This is a genomic window from Bradyrhizobium sp. AT1 (assembly GCF_001590795.1).
Lineage (GTDB): Bacteria > Pseudomonadota > Alphaproteobacteria > Rhizobiales > Xanthobacteraceae > Bradyrhizobium.
On the sequence record NZ_JXDL01000001.1, the window covers coordinates 5938793 to 5962176 of the forward strand.

The window sequence follows — 23384 nt, forward strand, 5'->3', positions numbered from 1 at the left end:
CTGATCGCGCGGAAGGGACGGCCTCAACATTGCAGCGAATTTTTGCATCGCAACTTGATGCAGATCAGATGGCGGTGCGAGGCTCTCCTGCCTTTATTTTGAGCTGCATGTGGTCGTCGCCGCTCGTCCGCCCAAAATGGTCAAGCGGACGAGCGAGGCCTGTTGAACGGAAGACGATCGGCTCGATCCGGGCTGTTTCACTTCACCAGCGGGCAGCCGCCGTCCTTCAGCGGACGAAACGCCTGATCGGCCGGCACCTCGGCGAGCAGCTTGTAGTAATCCCACGGAGCCTTCGATTCTTCCGGCTTCTTCACCTGGAACAGGTACATGCTGTGCACCATGCGGCCGTCCTCGCGCAGCACGCCATTGTCGGTGAAGGCGTCCTTCACCGGCAGCTCGCGCATCTTGGCCATCACGGTCTTGGTGTCCCTGATGCCGGCGGCCTGCACCGCCTTGAGGTAATGCAGCGTCGCGCTGTAGGTCGCGGCCTGGTTCATAGTCGGCATCCGCTTGACGCGCTCCATGAAGCGCCTGCCGAAGGCGCGGGTCTTGTCGTTGAGATCCCAGTAATAGGCCTCCGTGATGATCAGTCCCTGCGCAAGCTTGAGGCCCAGGCTGTGCACGTCGGAGATGAACATCACGATCGCGGCCAGGTTCTGGCCGCCGGCGACGATGCCGAACTCGCCGGCCTGCTTGATGGCGTTGATGGTGTCGCCGCCGCCATTGGCGAGCCCGATGATCTTGGCCTTGGAAGCCTGGGCCTGGAGCAGGAAGGACGAGAAATCCGCGGTGTTGAGCGGATGCTTGACGCTGCCCAGCACCTTGCCGCCGGCGGCCTTCACGACATCGCCGGTGTCGCGCTCGACCGAATGGCCGAACACGTAATCCGCGGTGAGGAAGAACCAGGTGTCGCCGCCGTTCTTGACGATGGCGCTGCCGACGGTGTGGGCGTTGGCATAGGTGTCGTAGGTCCAGTGCGCGGTGTAGGGCGAGCAGGATTTGCCGGTGATGTCGGAGCTGGCCGCGTCCGTCACGATCATGATCTTCTCGTACTGCTTCGACAGCTCCATCACCGCGAGCGCGGTCGCCGAGGTCGGCAGGTCGATGATCATGTCGACGCCTTCGGTCTCCCACCATTTGCGGGCGATGGTGGAGGCGACGTCGGGCTTGTTGAGCACGTCGGCCGAGACCATGTCGATCGGCTTGCCGAACATCTGGCCGCCGAAATCCTCGATCGCCATCCGGGTGGCCTCGACATTGCCCTGGCCGCCGATGTCGGAATAGACCGAGGAGAAGTCGGAGAGCACCCCGATCTTGAGCGGCGCCTGCTGGGCACGAGAAGGTTCGACGGCAAACGCAGCGAGTGCAGCCGCAAATGCGGCGCACATAATCCGGCGCATGGTATTTCCCCCAATATTATCGTTGGTGCACGAAACCAGGTTTGCTGCTTTGGGCGGTCAATTCTTGCGTGTTGGCGCCGCGGCGGCCGGTTGATTTGACGCAGCCAATCGCGCCGATTACGTTCGCGGAAATGCAAATACGTCTGAATGCGGCGGGCCGACGAGCGCTCAGGCCACCATTCACGCAAGACAAAGATTCAGGGAGAAGACATGACCGCCGACACCGCAGCCACCATCGCCAAAGCCCGCGAGCATTCCATCGGCGATCTGCTGCGCCGCTCGGCGGGCCGCGAGCCGAACAAGCTCGCGGTGAGCTGCGGCGAAGTGAGCTGGAGCTTTGCCGAGATGGATGCGATCTGCAACCGGCTCGGCCGCGGCCTGCTCGGTCTCGGCGTCAGGAAGGGCGATCGCATCGCGGTGCTCTCGCGCAATTCGCACGCCTTCGCCGCGCTGCGCTTTGCGGCGGCGCGGATCGGCGCGGTGCTGGTGCCGATCAACTTCATGCTCAACCCGGACGAGATCAATTTCATCCTGAAGAGCTCCGGCGCGAAGCTGCTTGCGACCGGCCCTGATTTCGTCGAGCCAGCCAAGGCCGCAAGCGCCAAGGATTGCGCGGTCGAGAAGATGGTCTGGTTGCCGGGCGAGGATCCCGCCGCGGCGCCCGCGGGTCTCACCACCTTCGATGGTCTGCTGGATGCCGACGGCTCGTTCCTGGAAGCGTCAGCCGACAGCCGTGATCTCGCGCAGATCGTTTACACCTCTGGCACCGAATCCCTGCCCAAGGGCGCGATGCTGACCCATGAAGCGGTGATGTGGCAGTATGTCAGCTGCATCATCGACGGCGGCATGAGCGTGGAGGACAAGTTCCTGCACGCGCTTCCGCTCTATCATTGCGCCCAGCTCGACGTCTTCCTGGGGCCGCAAATCTATCTCGGCGCTTCCGGCGTGATCACGGGCAAGCCGACGGCCGACAATATTCTGGCGCTGATCCAGGCGCACAAGATCACGTCCTTCTTCGCGCCGCCGACGATCTGGATCGCCATGCTGCGCTCGCCGTCTTTCGACAAGACCGATCTGTCGACGCTGCAGAAGGGCTATTACGGCGCCTCCATCATGCCGGTAGAAGTGCTGCTCGAGCTGCAGCGCCGCCTGCCCAACGTGAAGTTCTGGAATTTCTACGGCCAGACCGAGATCGCGCCGCTCGCCACCGTGCTGCGCCCCGAGGACCAGCTGCGCAAGGCGGGCTCGGCCGGCAAGCCGGTGCTGAATGTCGAGACGCGCGTGGTCAATACCGCGATGGAGGACGTGAAAGTCGGTGAGGTCGGCGAGATCGTACACCGCTCGCCGCATCTGCTTTCCGGCTACTACAACGATCCCGTCAAGACCGCGGCGGCCTTCGCCGGCGGCTGGTTTCACTCGGGCGATCTCGCCACCGTCGACGACGAGGGCCACATCACCGTGGTCGATCGCGTCAAGGACATGATCAAGACCGGCGGCGAGAATGTCGCGAGCCGCGAGGTCGAGGAGATGGTCTATCGCATTCCCGCCGTGTCGGAGGTCGCCGTCGTCGGCCTGCCCGATCCGCGCTGGATCGAGGCGGTCACCGCCATTGTCGTCGTCAAAAGCGGCGAGAAGCTGGACGAGGACGCCGTCATCAAGCACTGCGCAGGCCAGATGGCGCATTTCAAGGTGCCCAAGCGCGTCATCTTTGTGGATGCCCTGCCGAAGAATCCGAGCGGCAAGCTGCTCAAGCGCGAACTGCGCCAGCGCTTCGTCGGCGGCGAGACGCTGGACAAGGCGGTGCAGAAGAGCTTTGGCACCTGAGACGGAGCGCCCCCATGAAGGCCTGGCAGGTTGCGCGCGGCTGGTCGATCGAGGGGATGGAGCTGGCCGACCTGCCGGAGGCCGTGCCCGGACCGGGCCAGGTCGCGGTGCGCATGAGGGCGGCCTCGCTCAACTACCGCGATCTGCTCACCGTGCAAGGAAAGGGCGGCGCCACCCGATTGCCGCTGATCCCGTTCTCGGACGGTGCGGGCGAGGTGATCGCGGTCGGAAACGGCGTCACGCGCGTTGCGGTCGGCGATCGCGTCTGTCCAATGTTCTTTCAGTCCTGGATTGACGGCAAAGTTTCGGCGGCCAGCCGCCGTTACGCGCTCGGCGGCACGCGATCCGGCGTGTTGCAGCAGGTCATGGTGCTGGATGCCGAGGGCGTCAGCCGCATGCCCGCACATCTTTCGTTCAAGGAGGCCGCGACGCTGCCCTGCGCCGGGCTCACGGCTTGGCGCGCGCTGTTCGAAGAAGCTGATGTGAAGCCCGGCGATACCGTGCTGGTGCAGGGCACCGGCGGCGTCTCGATTTTCGCGCTGCAATTCGCCAAGCTCGCCGGTGCGAGCGTGATCGTGACGTCGTCGAGTGACGAAAAGCTCGAACGCGCCAAAACGCTCGGCGCCGACCACACCATCAATTATCGGGCGGTGCCGGACTGGGGCAAGGCCGCAGCGGAGTGGTGCGGCGGAGGTGTCGACCACGTCGTCGAAGTCGGCGGCAAGGACACCTTTGCGCAATCGCTCGAGGCCGCGCGAGTCGGCGGCACCATCCTGGTGATCGGCGTGCTCACGGGCTTCTCGCAGCAGATCGCGATTCCGAGCCTGTTCGCCAAGAACCTGCACGTCATCGGCCTCTCCGTCGGCAGTCGTTGTATGTTCGAAGGCATGACAGCCGCGATCGAACGCAATGGCATGAAGCCGGTGATCGACCGCCTCTTCAGCTTCGATGCGGTGCCGGACGCGCTGCGCCTGATGCAGCAAGGCGGCCATTTCGGCAAGATCGTGGTGGAGTTCGCCTAATTGGCATCGCCGGCCAGCCGCCGGACGTCGTCCGGCGTCTGGCCGAAGCGGCGGCGGAAGGCCCGGTGAAAGTACGAGACGTCGTGGAAGCCGGCGAGATGCGCGATCTCGATGATCTTGCGCGTGCGCATGGCGGGATTTCGCAACAGCCGCTCGGCGCGCAGCAAGCGCTGCTCCAGCACGAAGCCGCTATAGGTGATGCCGGCCTGCTCGAACAGCAGCTGGATCGTGCGCGGGCTGACCCGGTGCGCGGCTGACAGGACGGTGAGCGACAGCGCGGGGCTGTCCAATTGCGCCATGATGTCGGATTTGAGCGTCTCGAGACGCGCAGCGGCAAGGCCGCGCGTCCGAGCTTCCTCGGCGACATCGCCGCGGGCTCCGATCATCAGCACCGACAGGTCGAACAAATGCTGCGAGACCGCATCGAGCTCCGCGGGGGCGAGCTTGTCGGCATAAGCATGCGCGAGGTCGTAATAGCGCAGATACATCGACGTGATCGGATTGGCGCCGGGGATCGACCGCGCAATGAGGTCCTCGGCATTCGGGCAAACGCGTAGCAACGCCTTGCGCGGCAGCAGCGCGGTCCGAAAATTTCCGTTCCCGGTCTGGGTGATGTAGGCGCCCTTGATCGAGGGATCTCCGATTGTGACGTCGCCCGCCGCGATCTCCAGCGGGCGTTTTCCCATGGTCCCGCTCAACGCCGAATTGGGCGACGTCGTAATCACCAATTCGTCGTTCGTCCCCAACGACACGAAAGATATCGGCGAGCCGAACGAGGCCGAGAGTCTGATGCGGGGAAGAATGGCCGGCGCAATGGTCCGGTGGACGCGCCCTTCCCCGACCGGCACGAAATCGACATTCGCCACCTGACGGCAAAACTGCTCGCGCCATCTTTCATAGGCCGGGCCGTTCGGGTCGCCATCAAAGGAGAGTTGAGGCTGGATCATCGATCGGGAAGGGCAGGTCTGTTGGCGATTACGACAGGTTGTATCGTCACGCTGCTGCGCCGCAACCGCAAAAGCGGGAAATTGCGTGATAAGCCACTTGCGATGACGCGCTGCGACCGCGACCAGGTGCCGCAGTCCGGTGTGCCCGGATCGCAACAGGCACAGCCGCTGTCTCTGCGTTTCAGCTCAGTCCATTCGAGGGTTCGTGCCCTGCCACGAACGCGGATCGCTTCCCGCCTATCGTCGCCAGCGAGTGATCGACCGACTGGAAGGAAATGACCGGATGACACCTCGTGCGCGCGATCTGCTGCCGGCTTTGCTGGCGCTTGGCCTTGGCGCGGCTTGTGCCACCGATGCAACGGCCGCCGACATCGCGCTCAAGGCTCCGCCTGCGCCGCTGCCGGTCGGCTTCAGTTGGACGGGCTTCTATGCGGGTGTTCACGCCGGCTACGGCACCGGGGATGGCAACGCGGCGAGGGTCGATCCCGGTGCACTGCCGGCGCAGTTTCCCGGCGTGAACAATCTCACGTCGACGGCATCGGCGCCGTTTACGCTGGGTGTCGATCAGTCCGGCTGGCTGGGCGGATTGCAGGCAGGCTACAACTGGCAGAGCGGGCATCTGGTCGCCGGCGTCGAAGCCGATGTGAGCGCTGCCGGGATCGGCGGGCGGGCATCGGGCTCATATGCGTTTCGTCCCGTTTTCCTGGTCGGCGATTTCGACAATTACACCGGCACCGTGAGGGTGACCCAGGACATCGACTATCTCGGTACCCTGCGCGGCCGTCTCGGCTATGCCAGCAACAACTGGCTGCTCTATGCCACGGGCGGTCTCGCCTGGGCCCATGTCAAGGCAAGCCTCGACAGTTCTCATGTCCGATTGACCAATAATTTCCCGATGCCCGGTTTTCCCGGCGCGCTGGACGGTCATGCCTCCGCAAGCGGCTACAATATCGGCTATGCGGTCGGCAGCGGCGGAGAATGGGCGTTCGCGCCGCACTGGTCGTTCAAGGCGGAGTATCTGTATCTCAATCTTGGCCGCCAGCTCTCCCTGTCCATTCCAGCGACCAGCATGCCGGCCGGCGACATCGAGCTTCACACCTTCAGGGTCGGCCTGAACCAGCAATTTGCGCCATGACACCGATGGCGGCGATGAAGCTCAATACTTCTTCACTGTCGCTCCGAACGCGAACCACAGCACCATCGATGCAAGCCCGAAGCCGCCGAGCAGCAGGAAGGTCGGACCGTAGCCGATCCACTGCGTGATCCAACCGCCGAGCGCGGGACTGAGGCTGGCGCCGACGCCCTGCACCGTGATCACGGCGCCCTGGCCGAGATTGATGCGGCCGGTGCCGTTGAGCGCCCGCGCCACCATGCCGGGAACGGCGACCGTCTGCAGTCCGGTGCCGATGCCGTCGAGCACCTGCATCGGCACCACGCCCCACCACCCCGTGACGAAAAAGGCCAGCACGCCGCGAATGGGCAGGAACATGAAGGATACCAGGATCACCGGCCAGTAATTGCGCTTGCTCGCGGCCTTCATCGCGATCAGCGAGGTCACGATCATCACGCCTTGTGCGATCACCACGGTGGTCGCAACGAAGCTCGGGCCGTTGGCCTGCCCCTCGGCGACCGCCGCAAGCCCGTAGAGCGGCACGATGGCGGCATTGCCGAGATGAAAAAGAGCGAGCGCGAGCGCCAGCACGAGCAGCGGCTTGTGCTTGAGCAGCATCGTCATCGCATCCGGCGCAGCCTTGGAGTCATCCTCCTTGCTGCCGCGCGCGGCACGGTCGTCGATGGCCTTGGCCGGGATCATCAGCACGCAGGCGATCGCGATCGCACCGAACACGGCCGCGAGCACGAACACGGCGACATAGCCGTATGTGTAACCGAGATAGCCCGACAGCCCCGCGCCGACCATGTTGCCGGCGTGGTTGAACGCCTGGTTGCGACCGTTGAGTGCGTTGAAGCCCTTTTGCCTGGCGATGCCCAGCGTGATGCCGGTGACCGCCGGCACGATGGCGGCGCTCGCCAGCGACTGCGCCACTTGCGAGAACGTCACCGCCCAGAAATTTTGCGAGATCAGGATGATCGCGGAGGCAAGGACGACGCAGATGCCGGGAATGACGACCCATAGCCGCTTGTTGCGGCTGGCATCGATGAAGCCGCCGATCGGCGTCGTGATCAGCATGCCCGCGACATTGCCGATCGTCAGCGCGGTGCCGATCAGACCGGTCGCCCAGCCGCGCTCCTGGAGGAAGACGCCGACGAACGGACCGATGCCCGACTGCATGTCGGCCATGAAGAAGTTGAGCGCGAACAGGGGCCAGATACGGGATTGTGAGGGAGGCCGCGAAGTCATCGATACCCAAACATGCTCTTCGTGTGCCGTGATCCTCTTGGCCAATCGTTCTGGCGTCGATCCGAACGTAACGGGCGCTCACCGCGTTGGTTCCAGTTACCGCGCCGCTGATCGATCTTGCTGACAGCGCGTTCGCGATGTCATCCTGCGATCTTCCCACGGAGCTCTCTCTTCATGCCTCTCTGGACCTGCGAAACCTGCGGCGCGCAATTTCCGAACGGCGGAAATCCGCCCGCCTCCTGTCTGATTTGCGAGGACGAGCGGCAGTTCGTGAACTGGAAAGGGCAGAGCTTTCTCACGCGCGAGGAGCTCGCGCGGGGGCACCGGCTGGTGGGACGCGACGATCTCGGCCTCACCGGCATTGGCCTCGAGCCGAGCTTCGCCATCGGGCAGCGCGCGCTGCTGGTGCCTCAAGGCGACGGCTGCGTGATGTGGGATTGCATTCCGCTGGCGACCGATGAGGCCATCCAACACGTTGCGGCACTCGGCGGGCTGAAGGCGATCGCGATCTCGCATCCGCACTATTACGGCGCGCTCGCCGACTGGAGCGACACCTTTGGCGGCGTGCCGGTCTACCTGCATGCCGACGATCGCGCTTTCGTCACGCGGCCGCATCCCTCGATCGTGCACTGGACCGGCGAAAGCCACCGCATCTCCGACGATATGCTGCTGCTGCGCACCGGCGGTCATTTCGCCGGCGCCACCATGCTGCACTCGGCGCGCAGTGCGGAGGGCCGGGGCGCGTTGCTCACCGGCGACATCGCCCAGGTGACGATGGACCGCCGCTTCGTCAGCTTCATGTATTCCTATCCGAACTATATGCCGCTCAACGCCGCCGCGGTGCGGCGGATCGCGGCTGCCGTCGAGCCGCTCGCCTTCGATCGCATCTATGGCGCCTGGTGGGGCCGCAACATCGCTGGCGGTGCCAAGGCCGCGTTCGCGGCGTCGGTGGAGCGCTACATCGCGGCCATCGCCTGAGCGGGCGAACGGATTTATCTTGCCGGCATAAAATAACTGTACTATAAGTACAGTTATTGATCGCGGCGCGATGGCGCGTCTGCGGGCTCGGCATGATCGATGCATCACCGCGCCAGCGGCGCGTTTTGGGGCGCGAGCGGGAGTTCGGCTTATGACGGCGCACGACGATATCTTCGAGGCCGGCGACGTCCCCCTCCAGTCCGGGGCCGTCTTCTCCTCGCTGAAGCTCGTCTACAAGACCTACGGCACGCTGAGTCCGGCGAGAGATAACGTCATCCTCTACCCGACCTCGTTCAGCGCGCAGCACACCGACATCGAGTGGCTGATTGGCCCGGACGGCGTGCTCGATCCCACGCGCTATTTCATCATCATCCCGAACCTGTTCGGCAACGGCCTGTCATCCTCGCCGTCGAACAGCGCGGCGCCGTTTCCCGAGATGACCTATCACGACGCGATCGCGGTCCAGCACCGGCTCCTCACCGAGCGCTTCGGCATTTCGAAGCTGGCTCTGGTCTATGGCTGGTCGATGGGCGGCATGCAGGCCTATCACTGGGCAGCGCTGCATCCCGATATGGTCGAGCGGGCCGCCGTGGTCTGCGGCGTCGCGCGCTGCGCGCCCTACAATTACGTCTTCCTGGAGAGCGTGAAAGCCGCGCTCACCGCCGATCCCGCCTTCCGCGACGGCCGCTTCGTGGAGAAGCCCGTTGCAGGCTATCGCGCCATGGGGCGCGTCTATGCCGGCTGGGCGATGTCGCACGGCTTCTACCGCGACGAGCTGTGGCGCGAGGCCGGCTTCACCTCGCTGGAGGACTATCTCGTCCGCACCTGGGACGCGACGTTCGCGCGGCGCGACGCCAACGATCTGCTGGCGCAGATTGGCATCTGGCAGCGCGGCGACATCAGTCGTTGTGCGGCATTCGGTGGCGATCTCGATCGGGCGCTGGCGGCGATCAAGGCGCACATGCTGCTGATGCCGGGCGCGACCGATCGCTATTTCGACGTCCGCGACAACGAAGCTGAGCTCGGCCGTCTGACCAGCGCCAAATCGGCCGTGCTGCATCCGATCCCGTCGTTGCATGGCCATCGCGCCGGCAACCCCGTCGGCAATCCGCGCGACCAGGCCTTCATCAAGGCCGAGATCGCAGCGCTTCTCGGTAAATAGGGCAGGCAACCGATCATGAGTGACGCGACCGTTTCAGAACCCGGCCATCGCCTGAAGCCGCTGACGCCGGCGATGTTGCGCGAATTGTCGGCACGCTCCAATCTCAGGGGCGCGGCGCAGAGCCTCGGCCATTACGGCGTGATCGTGCTGGTGGGCGCGCTGATCTGGATGGTCGCTTCCCGCCGCGGCGTGCTCTGGGCGCTGCCGCTGATGGCGGTGCAGGGCTATATCGTCGCCTTCCTGTTCATGGCGGTGCACGAGACCGCGCACAAGACCGCGTTCAGGAGTCGCAGCCTCAATCTCGTCGTCGGCCATCTCTCGTCCTTCATCATCGGATTGCCTTACGAATATTACTGCCTGTTTCACTGGGACCATCACCGCTACACTCAGGATCCCGACAAGGATCCCGAGCTGATCGTCGGGGTGAAGCCGACGTCCGACACGCAGCTCGCGATCGCCTATAGCGGCCTGCTCCAGGTCGCCGGCCGGCTCCGCCTGATGCTCGGCCACGCCGTCACGGGCAAGGTCGTGGTGCCCTGGATCCCCGAGAACAAGCGCGCCACCATCGTGACAGAGGCGCGTGCCTATGTCGCGCTCTACGCGCTGCTGCTGGCGCTCTCGCTGTGGTTCTCGTCAGCTTTGCTGCTCTGGGTCTGGATTGTCCCGCTGGTGATCGGGCAGTTCTTCCTGCGGCCTTATCTCTATGCCGAGCACACCGGCTGCGACCGCACCCGCAGCGCGTTCCAGAACACCCGCACCACCTACACCGGCGCGGTCGTCAAATGGTTCGCGTGGAACATGCCCTACCATGTCGAGCACCACGCTTATCCCTCGATTCCGTTTCACGCGCTGCCGAAGCTGAACGGGATCGTCGACGGCGAGATTGTTCATCGCGGCCGCGGCTACATCAGAACGACGCGCCAGACCTGGGCCTGGTTTCGCCGGCAGCGGCAGGCCACGCAGATGCACGAGCGCCGGTGACGCCGTTCCCGTAATTTGACGTGGCTTTGCCGGCTTCCGATAGCGCACTTTACGGCGTGTTCATTGCACTTAGGGATGGCGTCGAACATCCCGATACCGTCTCGTCAGGCGTTGCATAAACGTGATGAAAATCAGTCACTTGGCTGCTCCGGAAACATGCCTAACAAATGCTTCCGGATCGGGAAAGTTTTAGCCGTCTTGTCTTCATAACCAAGCGAGGCCGCTGCTCTAAGCGTCACGCCATCAACGCTGCGACGTCTGGAGAGATTGGTGATGAATGCGACGAGGGGCCGTCTTCTGGTGGTCGACGACGATTTGGTGCAACGGGTTCTGATCGGCAAAATCGGCGCCAAGCTCGGTTACGAGACGGTGGTTGCTTCATCTTACGAGGCCGCTACCGAACTTCTGGCCCGCGAGGCCTTCGAAATCATGGCGCTCGACCTGTCGCTCGGCGAGCGGGACGGGGTAGAGCTGTTGCGTTTCGTGGCCGAGCGCGGCCTGCGCGCGATGTCGATCGTGATCATCAGCGGCTGCGATGATCGTATCATGAAGGCCACACGCCGCGTCGCGAACGGGCTGAAGCTCTCGGTCGGCGCATGCCTGACCAAGCCGCTCGATCTGAACCGTCTGCGCAGTGCGTTGGAATTGCAGCGGCGCGCCCCGCCGGCCGCGACCTCCGCCTCGCCGCAGCTCCTGATCACGCCCGAACGGATCGTGCGTGGCCTGGAGAACCGCGAGTTCTTCGTCGAGTTTCAGCCGAAGATCGCGCTTGTGACCGGGAGGGTCGTCGGCGCCGAAGCGCTCGCACGCTGGCGCACCGACGAATTCGGCATGGTCTCGCCGATGATCTTCATCCCGATTGCCGAACAGGCCGGACTCATGCGCGAGGTGACCGATTGCATCCTGTCATCGGCGATGTCGCAGGGTCGCAAGCTGATCGAACGCAATCCCGGCTTCACCATCGCCGTCAATATTTCGGGCTCGCTGATGTCGGACCTGACCCTGCCCGACAGGATCGAGGAGATCCTGCGCCGCGAAAACATTTCGCCGACGTCGCTGACCGTCGAGATCACCGAGACCTCGGCGATGGCCGACGTCGATCGTGCCAACGACATTCTGGTGCGGCTGCGGATCAAGAAGATCGGGACGGCCATCGATGATTTCGGCACCGGCTATTCGTCGCTCGCGGCCCTGGCGCGTCTTCCCTTCAGCGAGCTGAAGATCGACCAATCCTTCATCAAGGGCTGCGAAACCGACGAGGACATGATGAAGATCGTCGATGCCTCTGTCGCGCTTGCGAAGGCATTCAACATGAAGGTGGTGGCCGAGGGCGTCGAAAGCCCGGAGGCGCTCGAGATCATCCGCCGGATCGGTTGCGACGTCGCCCAGGGATTCCTCTTTGCGCCCTCGCTGCGGCGTTCGCGGGCCGAACGATGGATCTCCGAGCGTAATGCCCTGGCGGACGAGCAAGCCGCTTCCGCGACACCGACGGCCCTGGCGAGCTGAGACGACGAACCCCGGTCGCGGAACGACCGGGGCTGCGTCAACCAGTGCAAGCGGGCTCAGTAAATCCCGTAGGCGCAGACATTCACGACGCGCACGCGCAGGCCATGGCGGGTCTGGACGACGCGCTCCTGGTAGCAGTTGCTGACGCCGGTGTTGACGTAGACGCCGCCAAAGCCCCAGCCCGGACCCCAATGGTTGTGATGACCATGGTAATGGAAGCCGCCGGCCGAAGCGGCGGTGGGGGCGAGCGCGGCAACACCGAGCGAACCGGCAGCGATCAGACCAAGAGCAAGCTTACGAAACATCTTCATTCTCCAATTGGCGCTAAGGCCGTTGTTGTGTCCCTGCATTTCGGTCGAGCCGAGATGCGATCGCGTTCACAGGCGATGGGGAGAATCGTGTTTCAGGATTGTTTCATGGCCTGCGTCATAATGTGCCGCGGTCAGGCTTTCCGCGCCGCGCGATAGCGTGCGTCCATCGCCCGCGTCATCTCCCTCATCTTGTCGCGGAGATCGGCGGGCTCCAGCACTTCGGCCTCGGGACCGAGCCGCAACAATTCGGCGGCGGCGTGCCACGACGTCTTGCCGACAGGCACGCGCGCAATGCGCCAGCCGTCGGCATCGGCGGTCTCTTCAAGCTGCGTGCGCGCCTTGACGTAGGGCTGGCTCAGTGCGTCGAGTAGCTTGACGCCGAATGGCGACAGCCGCACGACCGCGACAACAGGATGCATCTCGGCCTCGAGCCGAAGCGTCGCGGCCTGCCAATAGGCGGCGAGATCGAAATCGCTGGGACGCTCGAAGCGGTCGTCGAGCGCCGTGCAGTCGAGCACGCGCGCGACGCGATAGGTGCGCACGCTGGAATCGACGCGGCCTGCCAGATACCAGCTGCCGCCCTTCAGCACGAGGCCGAGCGGTGCGAGGCGGCGCTGCTTTTCCGCGCGCCAGCTCTGGTAGCGGATTTTTATCGATGTCCCGCGCAGCACCGCGCCGGCAATCGTGCGCAGATGCTCCGGCTGTTCCGCCTCGCCGAACCAGCCGGGTGCGTCCAGGTGAAACCGCTCCTGCATCCGGCTGGCATCCTGACGCAGGTGGATGGGCAGCGCCGCCATCAACTTGTTCTGCGCGGCGATCATCGCCGCATCGAGCCCAAGCGCCGCCGCGGGGCCCGGCAGTCCTGCGAGGAACAGCGCGCCGGCCTCGCTCTGCGACAGGCCGTTCAGCCGCACGCGATAGCCGTCGAGCAGACGATAGCCGCCCTCGGCGCCGCGGTCGGCATAGACAGGCACGCCGGAGGCGGCGAGTGCGTCGATGTCGCGATAGATCGTGCGCACCGAGACCTCGCAGGCCTCGGCCAGCTCGGGCGCGGTGACCTGGCCCCTGGCCTGGAGGGTGGTGAGGATCGACAGCATCCGGCTCGCGCGCATGATCGCTTTAAATCATACCTGACACAGGATGTCAGGTATGGTCGCGTAGAGCTGGGGCCCCGCCAGACGGCGCCCCAGGAGATTTGCCATGACCGATCCGAACCGCATCACGCTGTATTACTCGCCGCAGACGCGCGCCACCGGCACGCGGGTGCTGCTGGAGGAGCTGGGAGCGCCCTATGATCTCCAAGTCCTCAACATGAAGGCCGGCGAGCAACGTCAGCCCGCTTATCTCGCCATCAACCCGCTCGGCAAGGTGCCCGCGATTCGCCACGGCGAGGCGCTCGTGACCGAGCAGGTCGCGATCACAATCTATCTCGCCGATCTGTTTCCGCAGGCGGGGCTGACGCCCGCGCTGAACGATCCCCTGCGCGGGCCTTATCTGCGCTGGATCACCTATTACGGCTCGTCGTTCGAGCCGGCGCTGATCGACAAGTTCATGCAGCGCGAGCCGGCGCCGATCACGCAGTCGCCCTATGCCGATTACGACACCATGTTAGGAGCGCTCGAAGCGCAGCTGTCGACGGGACCGTATCTGCTCGGCGAACGCATGACGGCTGCCGATGTGCTGTGGGGCGTCGCCTTCAGCTGGACCATGATGTTCGGCATCGTGCCGAAAAAGGACGTCTTCGTCCGCTATGCCGATCGCATGACCTCGCGCCCGGCATTCCAGCGCATCAACGCGGCGGACGAGGAGATGGCGGCGGAGCATGCTAAGGCGGTCGGAGGCTGAGGGCGCGCGTGCCTCACATTCAGTGTCGTCCCGGGCAAGCGTAAGCGCAGACCCGGGACCCATAACCACAGGGTGGTGTTTTGCGAAGACTCGGAGCTAAAACTTCGGCGCTCTCTTCTCCGCGAACGCCTTGATGCCTTCCTTGATCTCGTCGCCGCGCATGCTGTCGCGGTGGCGCTGGTCGGCGGCGCGATCGTCGATCTCGCCGCGGGCGAATTCGTTGATCGCGCGCTTCATGCCGGCCATCGCCTGCGGGGCGTTGCCGGCGAGGATGCCGGCAAGCTGGTCGACCTCCTCGTCCAGAAATTCGACCGCCACCATCGCGGTGAGATAGCCGATGCGCAGCATTTCCGGCGCGCTGATCTTTTGCGCGGTCAGGAACAGCTTCTTTGCATTGTCGAGACCTAGCCGGGTGACGTAGCGCTTGATGCCGCTCGGGTAATAATGCAGCCCGAGCCGCGCCGCCGGCATGAACATCTCGGCGGTGTCGACGCCGATCCGGAAATCGCAGGCGAGCGCGAGGTCGGTCGAGCCGCCATAGACGCCGCCGTTGAGCCGGCAGATCGTCGGCACGCCCAGATCCTCCAGCCGGTTGACGACCACCTCGAAGGCGGAGCCCGCGCTCTGCTGCTCGTTCGCGCTGACGGCGCGCTCGGCGACCGAGTTGAGGTCGTAGCCCGCGGAGAAGGCGCGGCCGGTGCCGGTCAGCACCAGCACGCGGATGGCCGGGTCGGCCTCGACCACGTCAAACAGTCTGACGAGCTCGTCGAGATCCTCCGCCTGGAGCCGATTGAGATGCTTCGGCCGATTGAGGCGGATGGTGGCGCGCGCGCCGTCGCGTTCGAGCAGGGGGCCGGTGGCTGCGTCGGTGATGTCCGACATTCTTGTCTCCATCTTACTTGTTTTCGAGCGCGCGGCGTTTCGCCTCGGCGTCGATGGTCTCGGCGAGATCCGGGTGCCGTGCCATCAGCACGCGGAAGTCGACGAGGTCGAGCACCAGAAGCCGCGATACTTTCGTGGTCGAAACGTTGGCGCCGCGCTTGTTGTTGCCGAGCAGTGCCATCTCGCCGAAGAAGGCGCCTTCGCCGAGTTGCACCTTCTTGCCGGGCAGGTCGACCTCGACCTCGCCGGCGGCGATGAAATACATGCAATCGCCCTGCGCCCCCTTGCGGATGATCATGGTGCGCGCCGGCAGCTCCATGGTCCGCAGCATGTGGGTGACGTCGGCAATCGCAGCGGGGCCGAGCGCCGCGAAGAACGGCACCTTGCTGACGGCCTCCCAGGTCTTGAGGAAGTTGTCGCGCCGGGTCTCGGCGGCAAACCCGGTCGCCAGGATACCGGTCCAGAGGCCGAACACACCGAGGCCGGAGATCATCACCGCGGCCGCCACCAGGCGCCCGAGCGGCGTCACCGGCACGGCGTCGCCATAGCCGGTGGTCGTCAGCGTGACGACGGCCCACCACAGCGCGGCTGGCACGCTGCCGAAGGTCTGCGGCTGCACGTCCCGCTCCAGGAAATATTCGGCGACCGAGGCGAGGAAGACCACCATCAGGAAGATCACGAGCACGCTGACCAGCGGCCCCGATTCCAGCACCAGCACGCGGCGGAGCTGCCGCAACCCCGGAATGCCCGGGACCACCTTGAGCACCCAGAGCACGCCGAGCAGCCAAGCCGTCCCGGGCTCGGCGCCGAGAAACAGCGCGACCGGCACCGCCAGAGCCCCGATCGCGTCGACCACCCCGGCAGAAGAGGACATGTAGAGCGAAAGCCGCCCGTGCTGCCCCATATGGCGCAGCCGGACCAGCCATTCGAAGACGAAATAGGCGAGGCATGCCCAGAGCAGAGCGCCGATCCAGCCGTGCGCCTCATGGGCCCGCTTGTCCGACAGCAACACCATGCCGAGCACGCCGACGACCACCGCGACATAGGCCGCCTTGGTCATGTTGCGGCCGGCCGTGGCGGCCGCGAACTGGGCCAGAGCGGAGATCAGCGGCTTGGACATGCGGGAAGGTGGCTCGGTCTCGGGATCAGTCTCGGATCGGTCTTGGGATCGGTCTTGGGATCGATCTTGGGATCGGTCTGGGACAAGTCTTCGGCGTCCCGGCTGGGACGCCGGCGCCAAAGTGCCTGCCCGGGCGGAGGCCGTCAACGACAGGGGCAGGCAGCGTGATCAGCGCTACCGCGCCGAGCCCTCGGACCAGCGGGGCCGTCTGGCGAGCCTGTCTACCTGAAATGCGGCGGCTCGTCGTAGCCGCGGCGGCTGCTGAAGAACAGCAGCACCATCAGCCCGACGCCGACAATGATGGAGAACCCCGCGCCCAGTGCCAGCGCCACATAGCCTTCCGTCGGGATCGGCTCACCTTCGACCGCCATTGCGGAGTAGGCGAAGTAGCCGGCCCCGGCCAGCATTCCCAGAAGGAGGATGATGAGGAGTGCACGCATGCTGCGGTCTCCGGTTGTAACCGGGAACCAACGGTTGCAAATCGCGACGGTTCCCGAATTTCGCCCCGTGCTCACGGGAAAATCCGGCAAGGCTCCGGGGCGGGAGCCCTGCGCCGGCTCTCTCAGGCGCTCTGGGCGGTCTTCACCATCACGACATTGCTGTCGTCGTGCTGGGCAGGGGCCGCGTCGCGCGCCGCCTTTTCGGTCTCGCCGGCATGACGTTTCAGATAGTCGCGGCGCATGCCAATCTCGTCGCGGACGAATTCGTAGCCGAGCTTGAAGGTGTCGAGCCCGTCGGTGCTGATCGTGCCGTCTCGAAGCCCAATGACGGCCCCGCGCAAAATACCCTCCAGCTCGTCCTGGAGGCATTCGAGTTGATCCAGGGAGTGGGCGTGCTCGATCCGCTCGCCGATGTCGAGGATGGCGGTGGAGAGCTCGCTGGCCTTCTCCGGCGCGATGCGGGTGATCTTGGCGTAGATCGCGGCGAAGATCGAGCCGATGACGCTAAGCGCGGCAGCGCCGAGATACATCAGGTCGCTGTATTTATCCATGAACGACTTGGTGTCGTCGTTGATGTAGTCGGCCGCGCCCTGATGAGCCATCACGAAGGCGTCCTTCTCGACGGAGGCCGGCTCGATCCTGGTGGCAAAGCTGTTGTCGAGCCCGAGCGCCGACTTGTTCTCGTAGACGATGCGTGCGAGCTCGCCTGCCGTGCTCGGTGACATCCTGGATTGCGCGACCAGCAGCCATTCGAGGCCGATCGTATCGAGATCGTCGTCGGGAATTTGCGGCGAGGTCGACAGCGTGCCCGCCGTCAGCGTCTCGCTGGAAATGCCGGGGAGTCTGCGTGCCAGCGCCTTGGCCTCGTCGATCGCGTTGAGCGTGAAGCCGCCGCGCTTGGCGAGTTGCTCATAGGCCTTGTCCCGCACCGCCCTGGAGGCATGAACGATGGCGATCACCGCGCCGAAGCCATTCGACGGCGCAAACAGCTTGTCGAGCGTTGCGCCCTGCGGCGCCATCTGGATCTTCGCGGCGTCGGGGCCGTCGGGGATGTCGAGGATGCCGCGGACGAAGGCGAGGGAGGACTCGTTCTCGGCGACGACCGCAACCTTCTTCTTCCTCAACTCGGCGATCGACTTGATCTTCTTGTTACCGGGGCCGAGCAGTAGCACGAGATCGTGCTCGAGGATCGCGAGGGTGCGCGCCCGCAGCGGCACCTTGGCGTCGGTGCGCAGGACGGCGAGGTCAGCCTGCTTGCGGTCGAACTGTGCGAGCGCCTTGGCGTTGTCTGCGTTGTTGACGACCTTGATCCGGAAGCGCGAGGCGTTGGACTTCAGCACGGTGGCGAGCTTGGTCGCAAACAGCGCCTCGTCGCTGTTGGGAGCGCCGACGGCAAAGGTCAGCGTTTCCGAATTGTGCAGCAAGGCGCGGCCGCCCCAGACGGTGGCGAGCGACAACAGCAGGGTCAGCACGACGTAGAGGAAGACCTGCTGCTGATTGGTCTTGATCACCTTGGGACGCCGCGGCGGCGGCTCGGTCGGTGATGAAATGGGGCCTTCAGTACTCATGGCAGCACTCTGGCCTTATTCTCGGAGGACGGGCGGCCTGCGGACGTGATCGCGGCGGGGCCCCTGCAATTCCTAAACGTCTGAAAAAAGAACGATATTCTCTATCGACAATGATAGCGCGAAGGTCACGGAATGCAAATTCCGAGCCGGAGGTAACCTTACGCAAGGCCAGCGCGGCGATTGGTCATGCTATCACCGGTTAGCCACACTTGGCGATTTTCCGGTTCCCCCCGGCTGCATTCCGCCGCGGGAGATGTCATAAATCGCACGTCCCGGCGATTTGACCGGTCGAAGAGCCGGTCCAAGAAGAAGTTGCGCTGAACGCTCCAATTTTCCTTGTCACGTCAATGAGGGCGTCAGCTTTGTCGTTTCCACCCATGTCATCGGCGGTTCCGGTCGAAGCGCTCATTGGCTGGATGTTGCTGCTCACCTTCAAGCACATCATCGCCGATTTCGTCCTCCAGACCGCCTGGATGGCGCATGGCAAAGACCAGAAGCACGGCTGGGCTCTGCCCCTCCTGGTGCACTGCCTCGTTCACCTTGCGGTTGCGTTGCCGCTGATCCTGATCGTGGCGCCGAAATTCTGGTTCGTGGCCTTCATCGACTTCGTGATCCACATCACGATCGACCGCGCCAAAGGGTTCGTCTCGGCGAATTTCGGGGTGGACCTGCAGCACCCCTGGTTCTGGACCCTGATCGGCGTCGACCAGGCGCTGCACCATCTCACCGGCTTCGGCCTCTCCATCTTCATGGCGGCGAACTGAGACCGGCGATTGATCCCGTAGCCCGGATGGAGCGAAGCGCAATCCCGGATTCGTTCCAGACCGGAAGCCGAGCGATGCGGTTAGCCTGGTCCCGGATTACGCTTGCGCTCCATCCGGGCTACGCAGCTCCCCACGAGCTTCTTCCTGCCGCCCCTGATTCGTCCACAGGCGCAACCACCCCGGGTGACTACAGGGCGGCGTGGTTAACCTTTCATTAGAGAATTGCACTGCATCTTCCTCACACGAGGGAGAACTACAATGTTTTCAAGCCGCGACGCCTTTGAAAGCGATTTCTGCCCGGTCCGCGACGAGCTCCTTGGCGAGATGTATCGCGCCAGCGAGAGTGGCCTGCCGAGGTTGGTTGAGAGTGTTTCCCCTGACGCACGCGCCAGGCTGGCGCTGTTCTGCTATCGCCGCAGCCATCTGCACTCGCTGGCGGTCGCCATCGCTGCGAGCTGCAACGAGCGCGACCTGATCGAGAACGGCGGCCGTGTCGGCTCGACGCTTTACGCGCTGTCGCGCGAAGGCGCGGCGAAATCCTCGCCGTCGCTGTCGGGCGGCCGCAAGCCGATCACGCTGTCGACCAAGCCGCTCTCGGTGCTCGCACCGCTCGAGGACGAGTTCGACGACGAGATCAGCGAAGCTGTTCCGGCCTAGTGCATTTTATTGGCGCATGATCTCCGCGCAAACGCTTTGCGTTTGTGGCGCCGAAAACCGCTGCGCGGCCCTCCGGATCCGGATCATGCGCTAGCGATCTCCGGCAGCCCGAACTTCCGCCGCGCCATCGCGCATTCGGCATCGCCGGGCATGCAGGTACGGCACACCTCCGGCCGCACCGCATAGATGCCGCACGCCGTCGCTTTCCCGATGTCCCCCTGCAACGCCGAACAGCGATCGCCTTCGCAACGCATCCCGGACTGGCGTTCGTTGACCAGCGCCTCCGGAATCGCGGCAAGCTCCTCGTCGCTCTCGATCGAGAAACGCGGCCAGTTCTGCGAATAGCCGCAGCAGGCGCCGCAGCTCTGGCAACAGCTCGACAGATCGGTTTCTTCCATCGTCGTCACGTATCCTTCACGTGTCCTTGGGCGGGCCCCAGACCAGGCTCTGCCGCCATCTGGCGCGCAGCACGTCGCGTCGTTCCGGATATTTCTCGTCGAGATAGTTCGCCTCCACCACGCGGTCGGTGCGGAAGCTGCGGAAGTCGCCGCGCAGTTCGCACCAGGCCGCGAGCAGCCGCACGGCTTCGAGATAGCCGACCGAGATCGGCCAGATCATGCGCTCGCTGGCGCGACCCTGCTCGTCCCGATAGCGCAGCATGATCTTCTTGCCTTCGTGGATCTGGGTGCGCGTGCGTACCATGTCGAGTCTATCAGGCTCCCTGTTCCAGCTCGGCCGTGCCCGGCTCGCCGGCTCCAGCACGAAGGGGCGCAGGCGCTCGGGCACGGTGTCGGCGATTTTGGCCATCAGATCCTCGGCCGCGCGTGCCAGTGCTGAATCGGCATGGCCGGCGACCCATTGTGCGCCCAGCACCGCCGCCTCGATCTCGTCGGGTGTCAGCATCAAGGGCGGCAGGTCGAAACCCTTCTCCAGGATGTAGCCCATGCCGGCTTCACCGCGGATCGGCACGCGCTGGCCGATCAGCGTCGCGATGTCGCGATAGATCGTGCGCTTCGAGGTCTCGAGCTCGGCCGCGATGGCGTCCGCCGTCAGCGGCTTACGCGTGCGTCTCAGCACCTGGATGATCTGAAACAGCCGGTCGGCGCGTCTCATGACGGGTCTCTCGTTGGAGGTCTTTTCAGGAAACGGCGCGCGGCTGCTGACAGGATGTTGGCAGCAGGGGGGGTTCTATACCGGGACAACACAGCGACTGAAGAGGATTTGTCCATGATCATTCCAACCCATTTCGGCCCGGCCATTCCGATGCTGCGGGCACAGGCGTGGCCGGTATCGGTGTTCGGCCGCCTCGTTTCGCTCGATCTCATGGCCGTCGACCTCCGGTTTGCTCTCGCAAGCGTGGTGACACGCTCGCTGACCCAGGCGGCGGACGCGCTGGTCCGCCATGTGATGGGCCGTGCCTGGCGGGGGGCCCGTTTCGCAGAAGATATCACGGCTGCTGCCACCATGGTGGCAGCAGCCCGTCACTAGGTTCCGTCAACTTTTTCGGTGGTTCAGGAGAAGCTTCATGATCACGCTTTACGGATTTGGCACCGGCTTCGGCCTGCCGGAAATCAGCCCCTTCGTTACCAAGACGGAGGTGCAGCTCAAGATGGCGGGATTGCCCTACCGGAAGGAGCGGGCGATGCCGCCGGCCTCGCCCAAGGGGCAGCTGCCGTTCATCGACGACGGCGGTGAGGCGGTGGCCGATTCCACCTTCATCCGTGCCCATATCGAGCGCCGCTACGGCTTCGATTTCGACGCCGGCCTGTCGCTGGCCGAGCGGGCGCAGGCCTGGGCGTTCGAACGGATGATCGAGCACCATGTCTATTGGGGGCTGGTCGGGGCGCGCTGGGTCGACCCGGTGAACTTCGCCAAGGGACCTGCGCATTTCTTCGATGGCGCGCCGGAGCACAACCGCGGGAAGCTGCGCGAGGATGCACAGTTCCGCGTCGCCGAGAACTATCTGCTCTCGGGCCTCGGCCGTCACGCGCCCGATGACGACGTCGATCTCGCCGTGCGCTCGCTGTTCGCGCTGTCGGTGCAGCTCGGCGACAAGACCTATCTGATGGGCAACAAGCCCTGCGGCGTCGATGCCACCGCCTTCGGCATGCTCGCCGGCATCCTCTCGCCGTTTTTCGAATCGACCTTTCGCGAGCGCGCCGAGGGATTTCCGAACCTCACGGCTTACGTCGATCGCATGATGGACAATTACTATCCCGAGTTCGCCTGGACGCCACTGCGGCAGGCGGCGTAGCCGAGACGTTTCCGCGGGCACCGTGTAACCTCTCCTGCAAGCGGGAGAGGGAGCGCAGCGATGTCGTGGCGGCGTCCTAAATCCAGACGCTCAAAACAAAAGAGCCGGCCCATCGGGCCGGCTCTCGTGGTCTCGGAATTTCCGCAGCGCTCACTTCACCAGCGAGTACTTGCCGTCCTTCACCGTCAGCAGGATGCGCGAGCGCTCGTCGAGGCCGTAGCGGTCCTTTTCGGTGAAATTGTAGACGCCCTGGCTGGCCGCGAGCTCCTTCTCGGAGAGCAGCGCCTGGCGGATCGCTTCGCGGAACTCCGGCGTGCCCGGCTTGGCTGTCTTCAGCGCGGTCGGGATGATGCGCTTGAGGATCTCGAAGGCATCGTAGGAATGCCCGGCGAACTGGCTGCGGCTGTTCGGGCCGTACTTGGCTTCATAGGCCGAGTTCAGCGCGAGGCCCGGCTTCTTGGTCGCGGCTTCGTCCGGCTGGTCCTCGGGATCCATCACGGGGCCCGAGGCCATCAGCACGCCCTCGGCCGCTTTGCCGGCGATGCGGATGAAGTCCATGCTCGCGGCGCCATGGGTCTGGTAGATCAGGCCCTTGTAGCCACGCTCGCGCAGCTCGGTCTGCGGCAGCGCGGCCGCGGTGCCGGACGCGCCGACCAGGATGGCGTCGGGATTGGCGGCAACGAGCTTCAGCACCTGGCCGGTCACCGAGGTGTCGGGGCGGGCAAAGCGCTCCTCATCGACGATGGTCATGCCCATCGGCACGGCCTGAGCCTTGAGGTCGTTGAACCAGAGATCGCCGTAGGAATCGGAGTAGCCGATATAGCCGAGCGTCTTCACGCCCTTGGACTTCATGTGATCGTACAGCACCTTGCCGACGATCGGGATCGGCTGCGGCATCGCCACCGACCACTTCATGCGCTCGGGCGTGATCGGGAAGGGGGCGAGGCCGAAATGCGGAATGCCGGCTTCGTTGGCGACGTTGGAGACCGCAATGGTCGGCGGCGTCAGCGCCGAGCCCATGATGATGTCGGCCTTGGATTCGGTCACGAAGCGGCGGGCGTTGGTGGTCGCGGTGGTGGGATCGCCGCCGTCGTCGAGCACGATCACCTTCAGCGGCACGCCGCCGATCTCCTTCGGCACGAACTCCAGCGCGTTGCGCTCGGGAATGCCCAGTGCCGCGCCGGGGCCGGTCGTGGTGGTGGTGATGCCGATGGTGATTTCGCTGGTCTGGGCCAATGCCGGCAGCGCCGGCAGGGCAAGCGCCGCAGCCGTGATGGCAGCGGTCAGGTAAAAGCGCTTCATTGTTTCCTCCCTTTTCGTGTTTGTTTGAAAGCAGAAATCGGGGGGTAATTCAGCCCCCTCTT

At 64.6% G+C, this 23384-nt stretch carries 25 protein-coding genes; 13 read left to right on the top strand and 12 right to left on the bottom strand.

The features are described from left to right. Positions 1-197: 197 nt before the first annotated feature. Positions 198-1400 carry an ABC transporter substrate-binding protein gene (locus SE92_RS27515; RefSeq protein ID WP_157095702.1) on the bottom strand — a complete coding sequence of 401 codons (1203 nt, stop codon included), beginning with the start codon at positions 1398-1400 and terminating at the stop codon, positions 198-200. Positions 1401-1610: 210 nt separating this feature from the next. Between SE92_RS27515 and SE92_RS27520 the strand changes: the two genes are divergently transcribed. Both SE92_RS27520 and SE92_RS27525 read left to right on the top strand, forming a co-directional pair. Further along, positions 1611-3224 (top strand): acyl-CoA synthetase, encoded by a 1614-nt coding sequence (locus SE92_RS27520; protein ID WP_063200523.1) that lies wholly within the window; start codon positions 1611-1613, stop codon positions 3222-3224. 14 nt (positions 3225-3238) lie between these two features. Beyond that, a complete protein-coding gene (locus SE92_RS27525; RefSeq protein WP_063200525.1) occupies positions 3239-4246 on the top strand; it encodes a zinc-dependent alcohol dehydrogenase family protein in 1008 nt (335 codons plus the stop codon). Here SE92_RS27525 and SE92_RS27530 read toward each other — a convergent pair. Then, positions 4243-4932: a helix-turn-helix transcriptional regulator gene (locus SE92_RS27530; RefSeq protein WP_245324721.1), complete on the bottom strand. Its 690-nt coding sequence runs from the start codon at positions 4930-4932 to the stop codon at positions 4243-4245. The genes SE92_RS27525 and SE92_RS27530 overlap by 4 nt on opposite strands. Here SE92_RS27530 and SE92_RS37225 point away from each other — a divergent pair. Then, complete coding sequence (locus SE92_RS37225) at positions 4931-5116, top strand: hypothetical protein (protein WP_245324723.1); 186 nt, start codon at positions 4931-4933, stop codon at positions 5114-5116. The two genes, SE92_RS27530 and SE92_RS37225, sit on opposite strands and share 2 nt — an antisense overlap. Positions 5117-5476: 360 nt before the next feature. Next, the gene (locus SE92_RS27535) at positions 5477-6328 is read left to right on the top strand and encodes an outer membrane protein (RefSeq protein WP_063200531.1); all 852 of its coding nucleotides are present in this window, start codon (positions 5477-5479) and stop codon (positions 6326-6328) included. A gap of 21 nt (positions 6329-6349) precedes the next feature. On the opposite strand, the gene SE92_RS27540 is transcribed toward SE92_RS27535, so the two are convergent. After that, complete coding sequence (locus tag SE92_RS27540; protein ID WP_063200534.1) at positions 6350-7552, bottom strand: MFS transporter; 1203 nt, start codon at positions 7550-7552, stop codon at positions 6350-6352. Between the two features lie 174 nt (positions 7553-7726). Between SE92_RS27540 and SE92_RS27545 the strand changes: the two genes are divergently transcribed. From SE92_RS27545 to SE92_RS27560, 4 genes are all read left to right on the top strand, one after another. Continuing rightward, positions 7727-8530 carry an MBL fold metallo-hydrolase gene (locus SE92_RS27545; protein ID WP_063200537.1) on the top strand — a complete coding sequence of 268 codons (804 nt, stop codon included), beginning with the start codon at positions 7727-7729 and terminating at the stop codon, positions 8528-8530. 151 nt (positions 8531-8681) lie between these two features. Then, entirely contained in the window at positions 8682-9692 is a 1011-nt protein-coding gene (locus SE92_RS27550) for an alpha/beta fold hydrolase (RefSeq protein WP_063200540.1), read from the top strand. 15 nt (positions 9693-9707) lie between these two features. Continuing rightward, a complete protein-coding gene (locus SE92_RS27555; protein ID WP_063200543.1) occupies positions 9708-10673 on the top strand; it encodes a fatty acid desaturase in 966 nt (321 codons plus the stop codon). 273 nt (positions 10674-10946) lie between these two features. Next, positions 10947-12179, top strand: a complete 1233-nt coding sequence (locus tag SE92_RS27560; protein ID WP_063200545.1) for an EAL domain-containing response regulator — start codon at positions 10947-10949, stop codon at positions 12177-12179. Between the two features lie 56 nt (positions 12180-12235). Here SE92_RS27560 and SE92_RS27565 read toward each other — a convergent pair whose 3' ends face one another. Together SE92_RS27565 and SE92_RS27570 are read right to left on the bottom strand one after the other, a co-directional pair. Continuing rightward, the gene (locus SE92_RS27565) at positions 12236-12484 is read right to left on the bottom strand and encodes a hypothetical protein (protein WP_063203794.1); all 249 of its coding nucleotides are present in this window, start codon (positions 12482-12484) and stop codon (positions 12236-12238) included. Between the two features lie 137 nt (positions 12485-12621). Continuing rightward, positions 12622-13602: a helix-turn-helix transcriptional regulator gene (locus tag SE92_RS27570; RefSeq protein ID WP_063200548.1), complete on the bottom strand. Its 981-nt coding sequence runs from the start codon at positions 13600-13602 to the stop codon at positions 12622-12624. 88 nt (positions 13603-13690) lie between these two features. Between SE92_RS27570 and SE92_RS27575 the strand changes: the two genes are divergently transcribed. After that, positions 13691-14335: a glutathione S-transferase family protein gene (locus SE92_RS27575; RefSeq protein ID WP_063200551.1), complete on the top strand. Its 645-nt coding sequence runs from the start codon at positions 13691-13693 to the stop codon at positions 14333-14335. A gap of 96 nt (positions 14336-14431) precedes the next feature. Here the strand turns inward: SE92_RS27575 and SE92_RS27580 are convergent, their stop codons facing one another. The 4 genes from SE92_RS27580 to SE92_RS27595 form a co-directional block, all read right to left on the bottom strand. Continuing rightward, complete coding sequence (locus tag SE92_RS27580) at positions 14432-15217, bottom strand: enoyl-CoA hydratase/isomerase family protein (RefSeq protein ID WP_063200554.1); 786 nt, start codon at positions 15215-15217, stop codon at positions 14432-14434. 13 nt (positions 15218-15230) lie between these two features. After that, entirely contained in the window at positions 15231-16337 is a 1107-nt protein-coding gene (locus SE92_RS27585; RefSeq protein ID WP_063200557.1) for a cyclic nucleotide-gated ion channel, read from the bottom strand. 221 nt (positions 16338-16558) lie between these two features. Next, entirely contained in the window at positions 16559-16777 is a 219-nt protein-coding gene (locus SE92_RS27590) for a hypothetical protein (protein WP_063200560.1), read from the bottom strand. A 122-nt stretch (positions 16778-16899) separates the two neighbouring features. Then, complete coding sequence (locus SE92_RS27595; protein WP_063200563.1) at positions 16900-18345, bottom strand: TAXI family TRAP transporter solute-binding subunit; 1446 nt, start codon at positions 18343-18345, stop codon at positions 16900-16902. A 416-nt stretch (positions 18346-18761) separates the two neighbouring features. Between SE92_RS27595 and SE92_RS27600 the strand changes: the two genes are divergently transcribed. After that, positions 18762-19109, top strand: a complete 348-nt coding sequence (locus tag SE92_RS27600) for a DUF3307 domain-containing protein (RefSeq protein ID WP_063203795.1) — start codon at positions 18762-18764, stop codon at positions 19107-19109. 258 nt (positions 19110-19367) lie between these two features. Continuing rightward, the gene (locus tag SE92_RS36820; protein ID WP_063200566.1) at positions 19368-19766 is read left to right on the top strand and encodes a hypothetical protein; all 399 of its coding nucleotides are present in this window, start codon (positions 19368-19370) and stop codon (positions 19764-19766) included. A gap of 83 nt (positions 19767-19849) precedes the next feature. On the opposite strand, the gene SE92_RS27610 is transcribed toward SE92_RS36820, so the two are convergent. Next, positions 19850-20164 carry a YkgJ family cysteine cluster protein gene (locus tag SE92_RS27610; RefSeq protein WP_063200569.1) on the bottom strand — a complete coding sequence of 105 codons (315 nt, stop codon included), beginning with the start codon at positions 20162-20164 and terminating at the stop codon, positions 19850-19852. A 16-nt stretch (positions 20165-20180) separates the two neighbouring features. Then, positions 20181-20879, bottom strand: coding sequence for a helix-turn-helix transcriptional regulator (locus SE92_RS27615; protein WP_063200572.1), 699 nt, complete (start codon positions 20877-20879; stop codon positions 20181-20183). A 114-nt stretch (positions 20880-20993) separates the two neighbouring features. On the opposite strand from SE92_RS27615, the gene SE92_RS27620 reads away from it, so the two are divergent. Continuing rightward, positions 20994-21254 (top strand): hypothetical protein, encoded by a 261-nt coding sequence (locus SE92_RS27620; protein WP_063200575.1) that lies wholly within the window; start codon positions 20994-20996, stop codon positions 21252-21254. A 37-nt stretch (positions 21255-21291) separates the two neighbouring features. Further along, positions 21292-22020, top strand: coding sequence for a glutathione S-transferase family protein (locus SE92_RS27625; RefSeq protein WP_063200579.1), 729 nt, complete (start codon positions 21292-21294; stop codon positions 22018-22020). A 150-nt stretch (positions 22021-22170) separates the two neighbouring features. Here SE92_RS27625 and SE92_RS27630 read toward each other — a convergent pair whose 3' ends face one another. Beyond that, positions 22171-23322, bottom strand: coding sequence for an ABC transporter substrate-binding protein (locus SE92_RS27630; protein WP_063200582.1), 1152 nt, complete (start codon positions 23320-23322; stop codon positions 22171-22173). Positions 23323-23384: the final 62 nt, after the last annotated feature.

What these genes read in the sequence shown, in the direction of transcription:
- SE92_RS27515 (WP_157095702.1), bottom strand. Translation starts at nt 1,400, where the DNA reads ATGCGCCGGATTATGTGCGCCGCATTTGCGGCTGCACTCGCTGCGTTT.
- SE92_RS27520 (WP_063200523.1), top strand. Translation starts at nt 1,611, where the DNA reads ATGACCGCCGACACCGCAGCCACCATCGCCAAAGCCCGCGAGCATTCC.
- SE92_RS27525 (WP_063200525.1), top strand. Translation starts at nt 3,239, where the DNA reads ATGAAGGCCTGGCAGGTTGCGCGCGGCTGGTCGATCGAGGGGATGGAG.
- SE92_RS37225 (WP_245324723.1), top strand. Translation starts at nt 4,931, where the DNA reads ATGGTCCCGCTCAACGCCGAATTGGGCGACGTCGTAATCACCAATTCG.
- SE92_RS27530 (WP_245324721.1), bottom strand. Translation starts at nt 4,932, where the DNA reads ATGGGAAAACGCCCGCTGGAGATCGCGGCGGGCGACGTCACAATCGGA.
- SE92_RS27535 (WP_063200531.1), top strand. Translation starts at nt 5,477, where the DNA reads ATGACACCTCGTGCGCGCGATCTGCTGCCGGCTTTGCTGGCGCTTGGC.
- SE92_RS27540 (WP_063200534.1), bottom strand. Translation starts at nt 7,552, where the DNA reads ATGACTTCGCGGCCTCCCTCACAATCCCGTATCTGGCCCCTGTTCGCG.
- SE92_RS27545 (WP_063200537.1), top strand. Translation starts at nt 7,727, where the DNA reads ATGCCTCTCTGGACCTGCGAAACCTGCGGCGCGCAATTTCCGAACGGC.
- SE92_RS27550 (WP_063200540.1), top strand. Translation starts at nt 8,682, where the DNA reads ATGACGGCGCACGACGATATCTTCGAGGCCGGCGACGTCCCCCTCCAG.
- SE92_RS27555 (WP_063200543.1), top strand. Translation starts at nt 9,708, where the DNA reads ATGAGTGACGCGACCGTTTCAGAACCCGGCCATCGCCTGAAGCCGCTG.
- SE92_RS27560 (WP_063200545.1), top strand. Translation starts at nt 10,947, where the DNA reads ATGAATGCGACGAGGGGCCGTCTTCTGGTGGTCGACGACGATTTGGTG.
- SE92_RS27565 (WP_063203794.1), bottom strand. Translation starts at nt 12,484, where the DNA reads ATGTTTCGTAAGCTTGCTCTTGGTCTGATCGCTGCCGGTTCGCTCGGT.
- SE92_RS27570 (WP_063200548.1), bottom strand. Translation starts at nt 13,602, where the DNA reads ATGCGCGCGAGCCGGATGCTGTCGATCCTCACCACCCTCCAGGCCAGG.
- SE92_RS27575 (WP_063200551.1), top strand. Translation starts at nt 13,691, where the DNA reads ATGACCGATCCGAACCGCATCACGCTGTATTACTCGCCGCAGACGCGC.
- SE92_RS27580 (WP_063200554.1), bottom strand. Translation starts at nt 15,217, where the DNA reads ATGTCGGACATCACCGACGCAGCCACCGGCCCCCTGCTCGAACGCGAC.
- SE92_RS27585 (WP_063200557.1), bottom strand. Translation starts at nt 16,337, where the DNA reads ATGTCCAAGCCGCTGATCTCCGCTCTGGCCCAGTTCGCGGCCGCCACG.
- SE92_RS27590 (WP_063200560.1), bottom strand. Translation starts at nt 16,777, where the DNA reads ATGCGTGCACTCCTCATCATCCTCCTTCTGGGAATGCTGGCCGGGGCC.
- SE92_RS27595 (WP_063200563.1), bottom strand. Translation starts at nt 18,345, where the DNA reads ATGAGTACTGAAGGCCCCATTTCATCACCGACCGAGCCGCCGCCGCGG.
- SE92_RS27600 (WP_063203795.1), top strand. Translation starts at nt 18,762, where the DNA reads ATGTTGCTGCTCACCTTCAAGCACATCATCGCCGATTTCGTCCTCCAG.
- SE92_RS36820 (WP_063200566.1), top strand. Translation starts at nt 19,368, where the DNA reads ATGTTTTCAAGCCGCGACGCCTTTGAAAGCGATTTCTGCCCGGTCCGC.
- SE92_RS27610 (WP_063200569.1), bottom strand. Translation starts at nt 20,164, where the DNA reads ATGGAAGAAACCGATCTGTCGAGCTGTTGCCAGAGCTGCGGCGCCTGC.
- SE92_RS27615 (WP_063200572.1), bottom strand. Translation starts at nt 20,879, where the DNA reads ATGAGACGCGCCGACCGGCTGTTTCAGATCATCCAGGTGCTGAGACGC.
- SE92_RS27620 (WP_063200575.1), top strand. Translation starts at nt 20,994, where the DNA reads ATGATCATTCCAACCCATTTCGGCCCGGCCATTCCGATGCTGCGGGCA.
- SE92_RS27625 (WP_063200579.1), top strand. Translation starts at nt 21,292, where the DNA reads ATGATCACGCTTTACGGATTTGGCACCGGCTTCGGCCTGCCGGAAATC.
- SE92_RS27630 (WP_063200582.1), bottom strand. Translation starts at nt 23,322, where the DNA reads ATGAAGCGCTTTTACCTGACCGCTGCCATCACGGCTGCGGCGCTTGCC.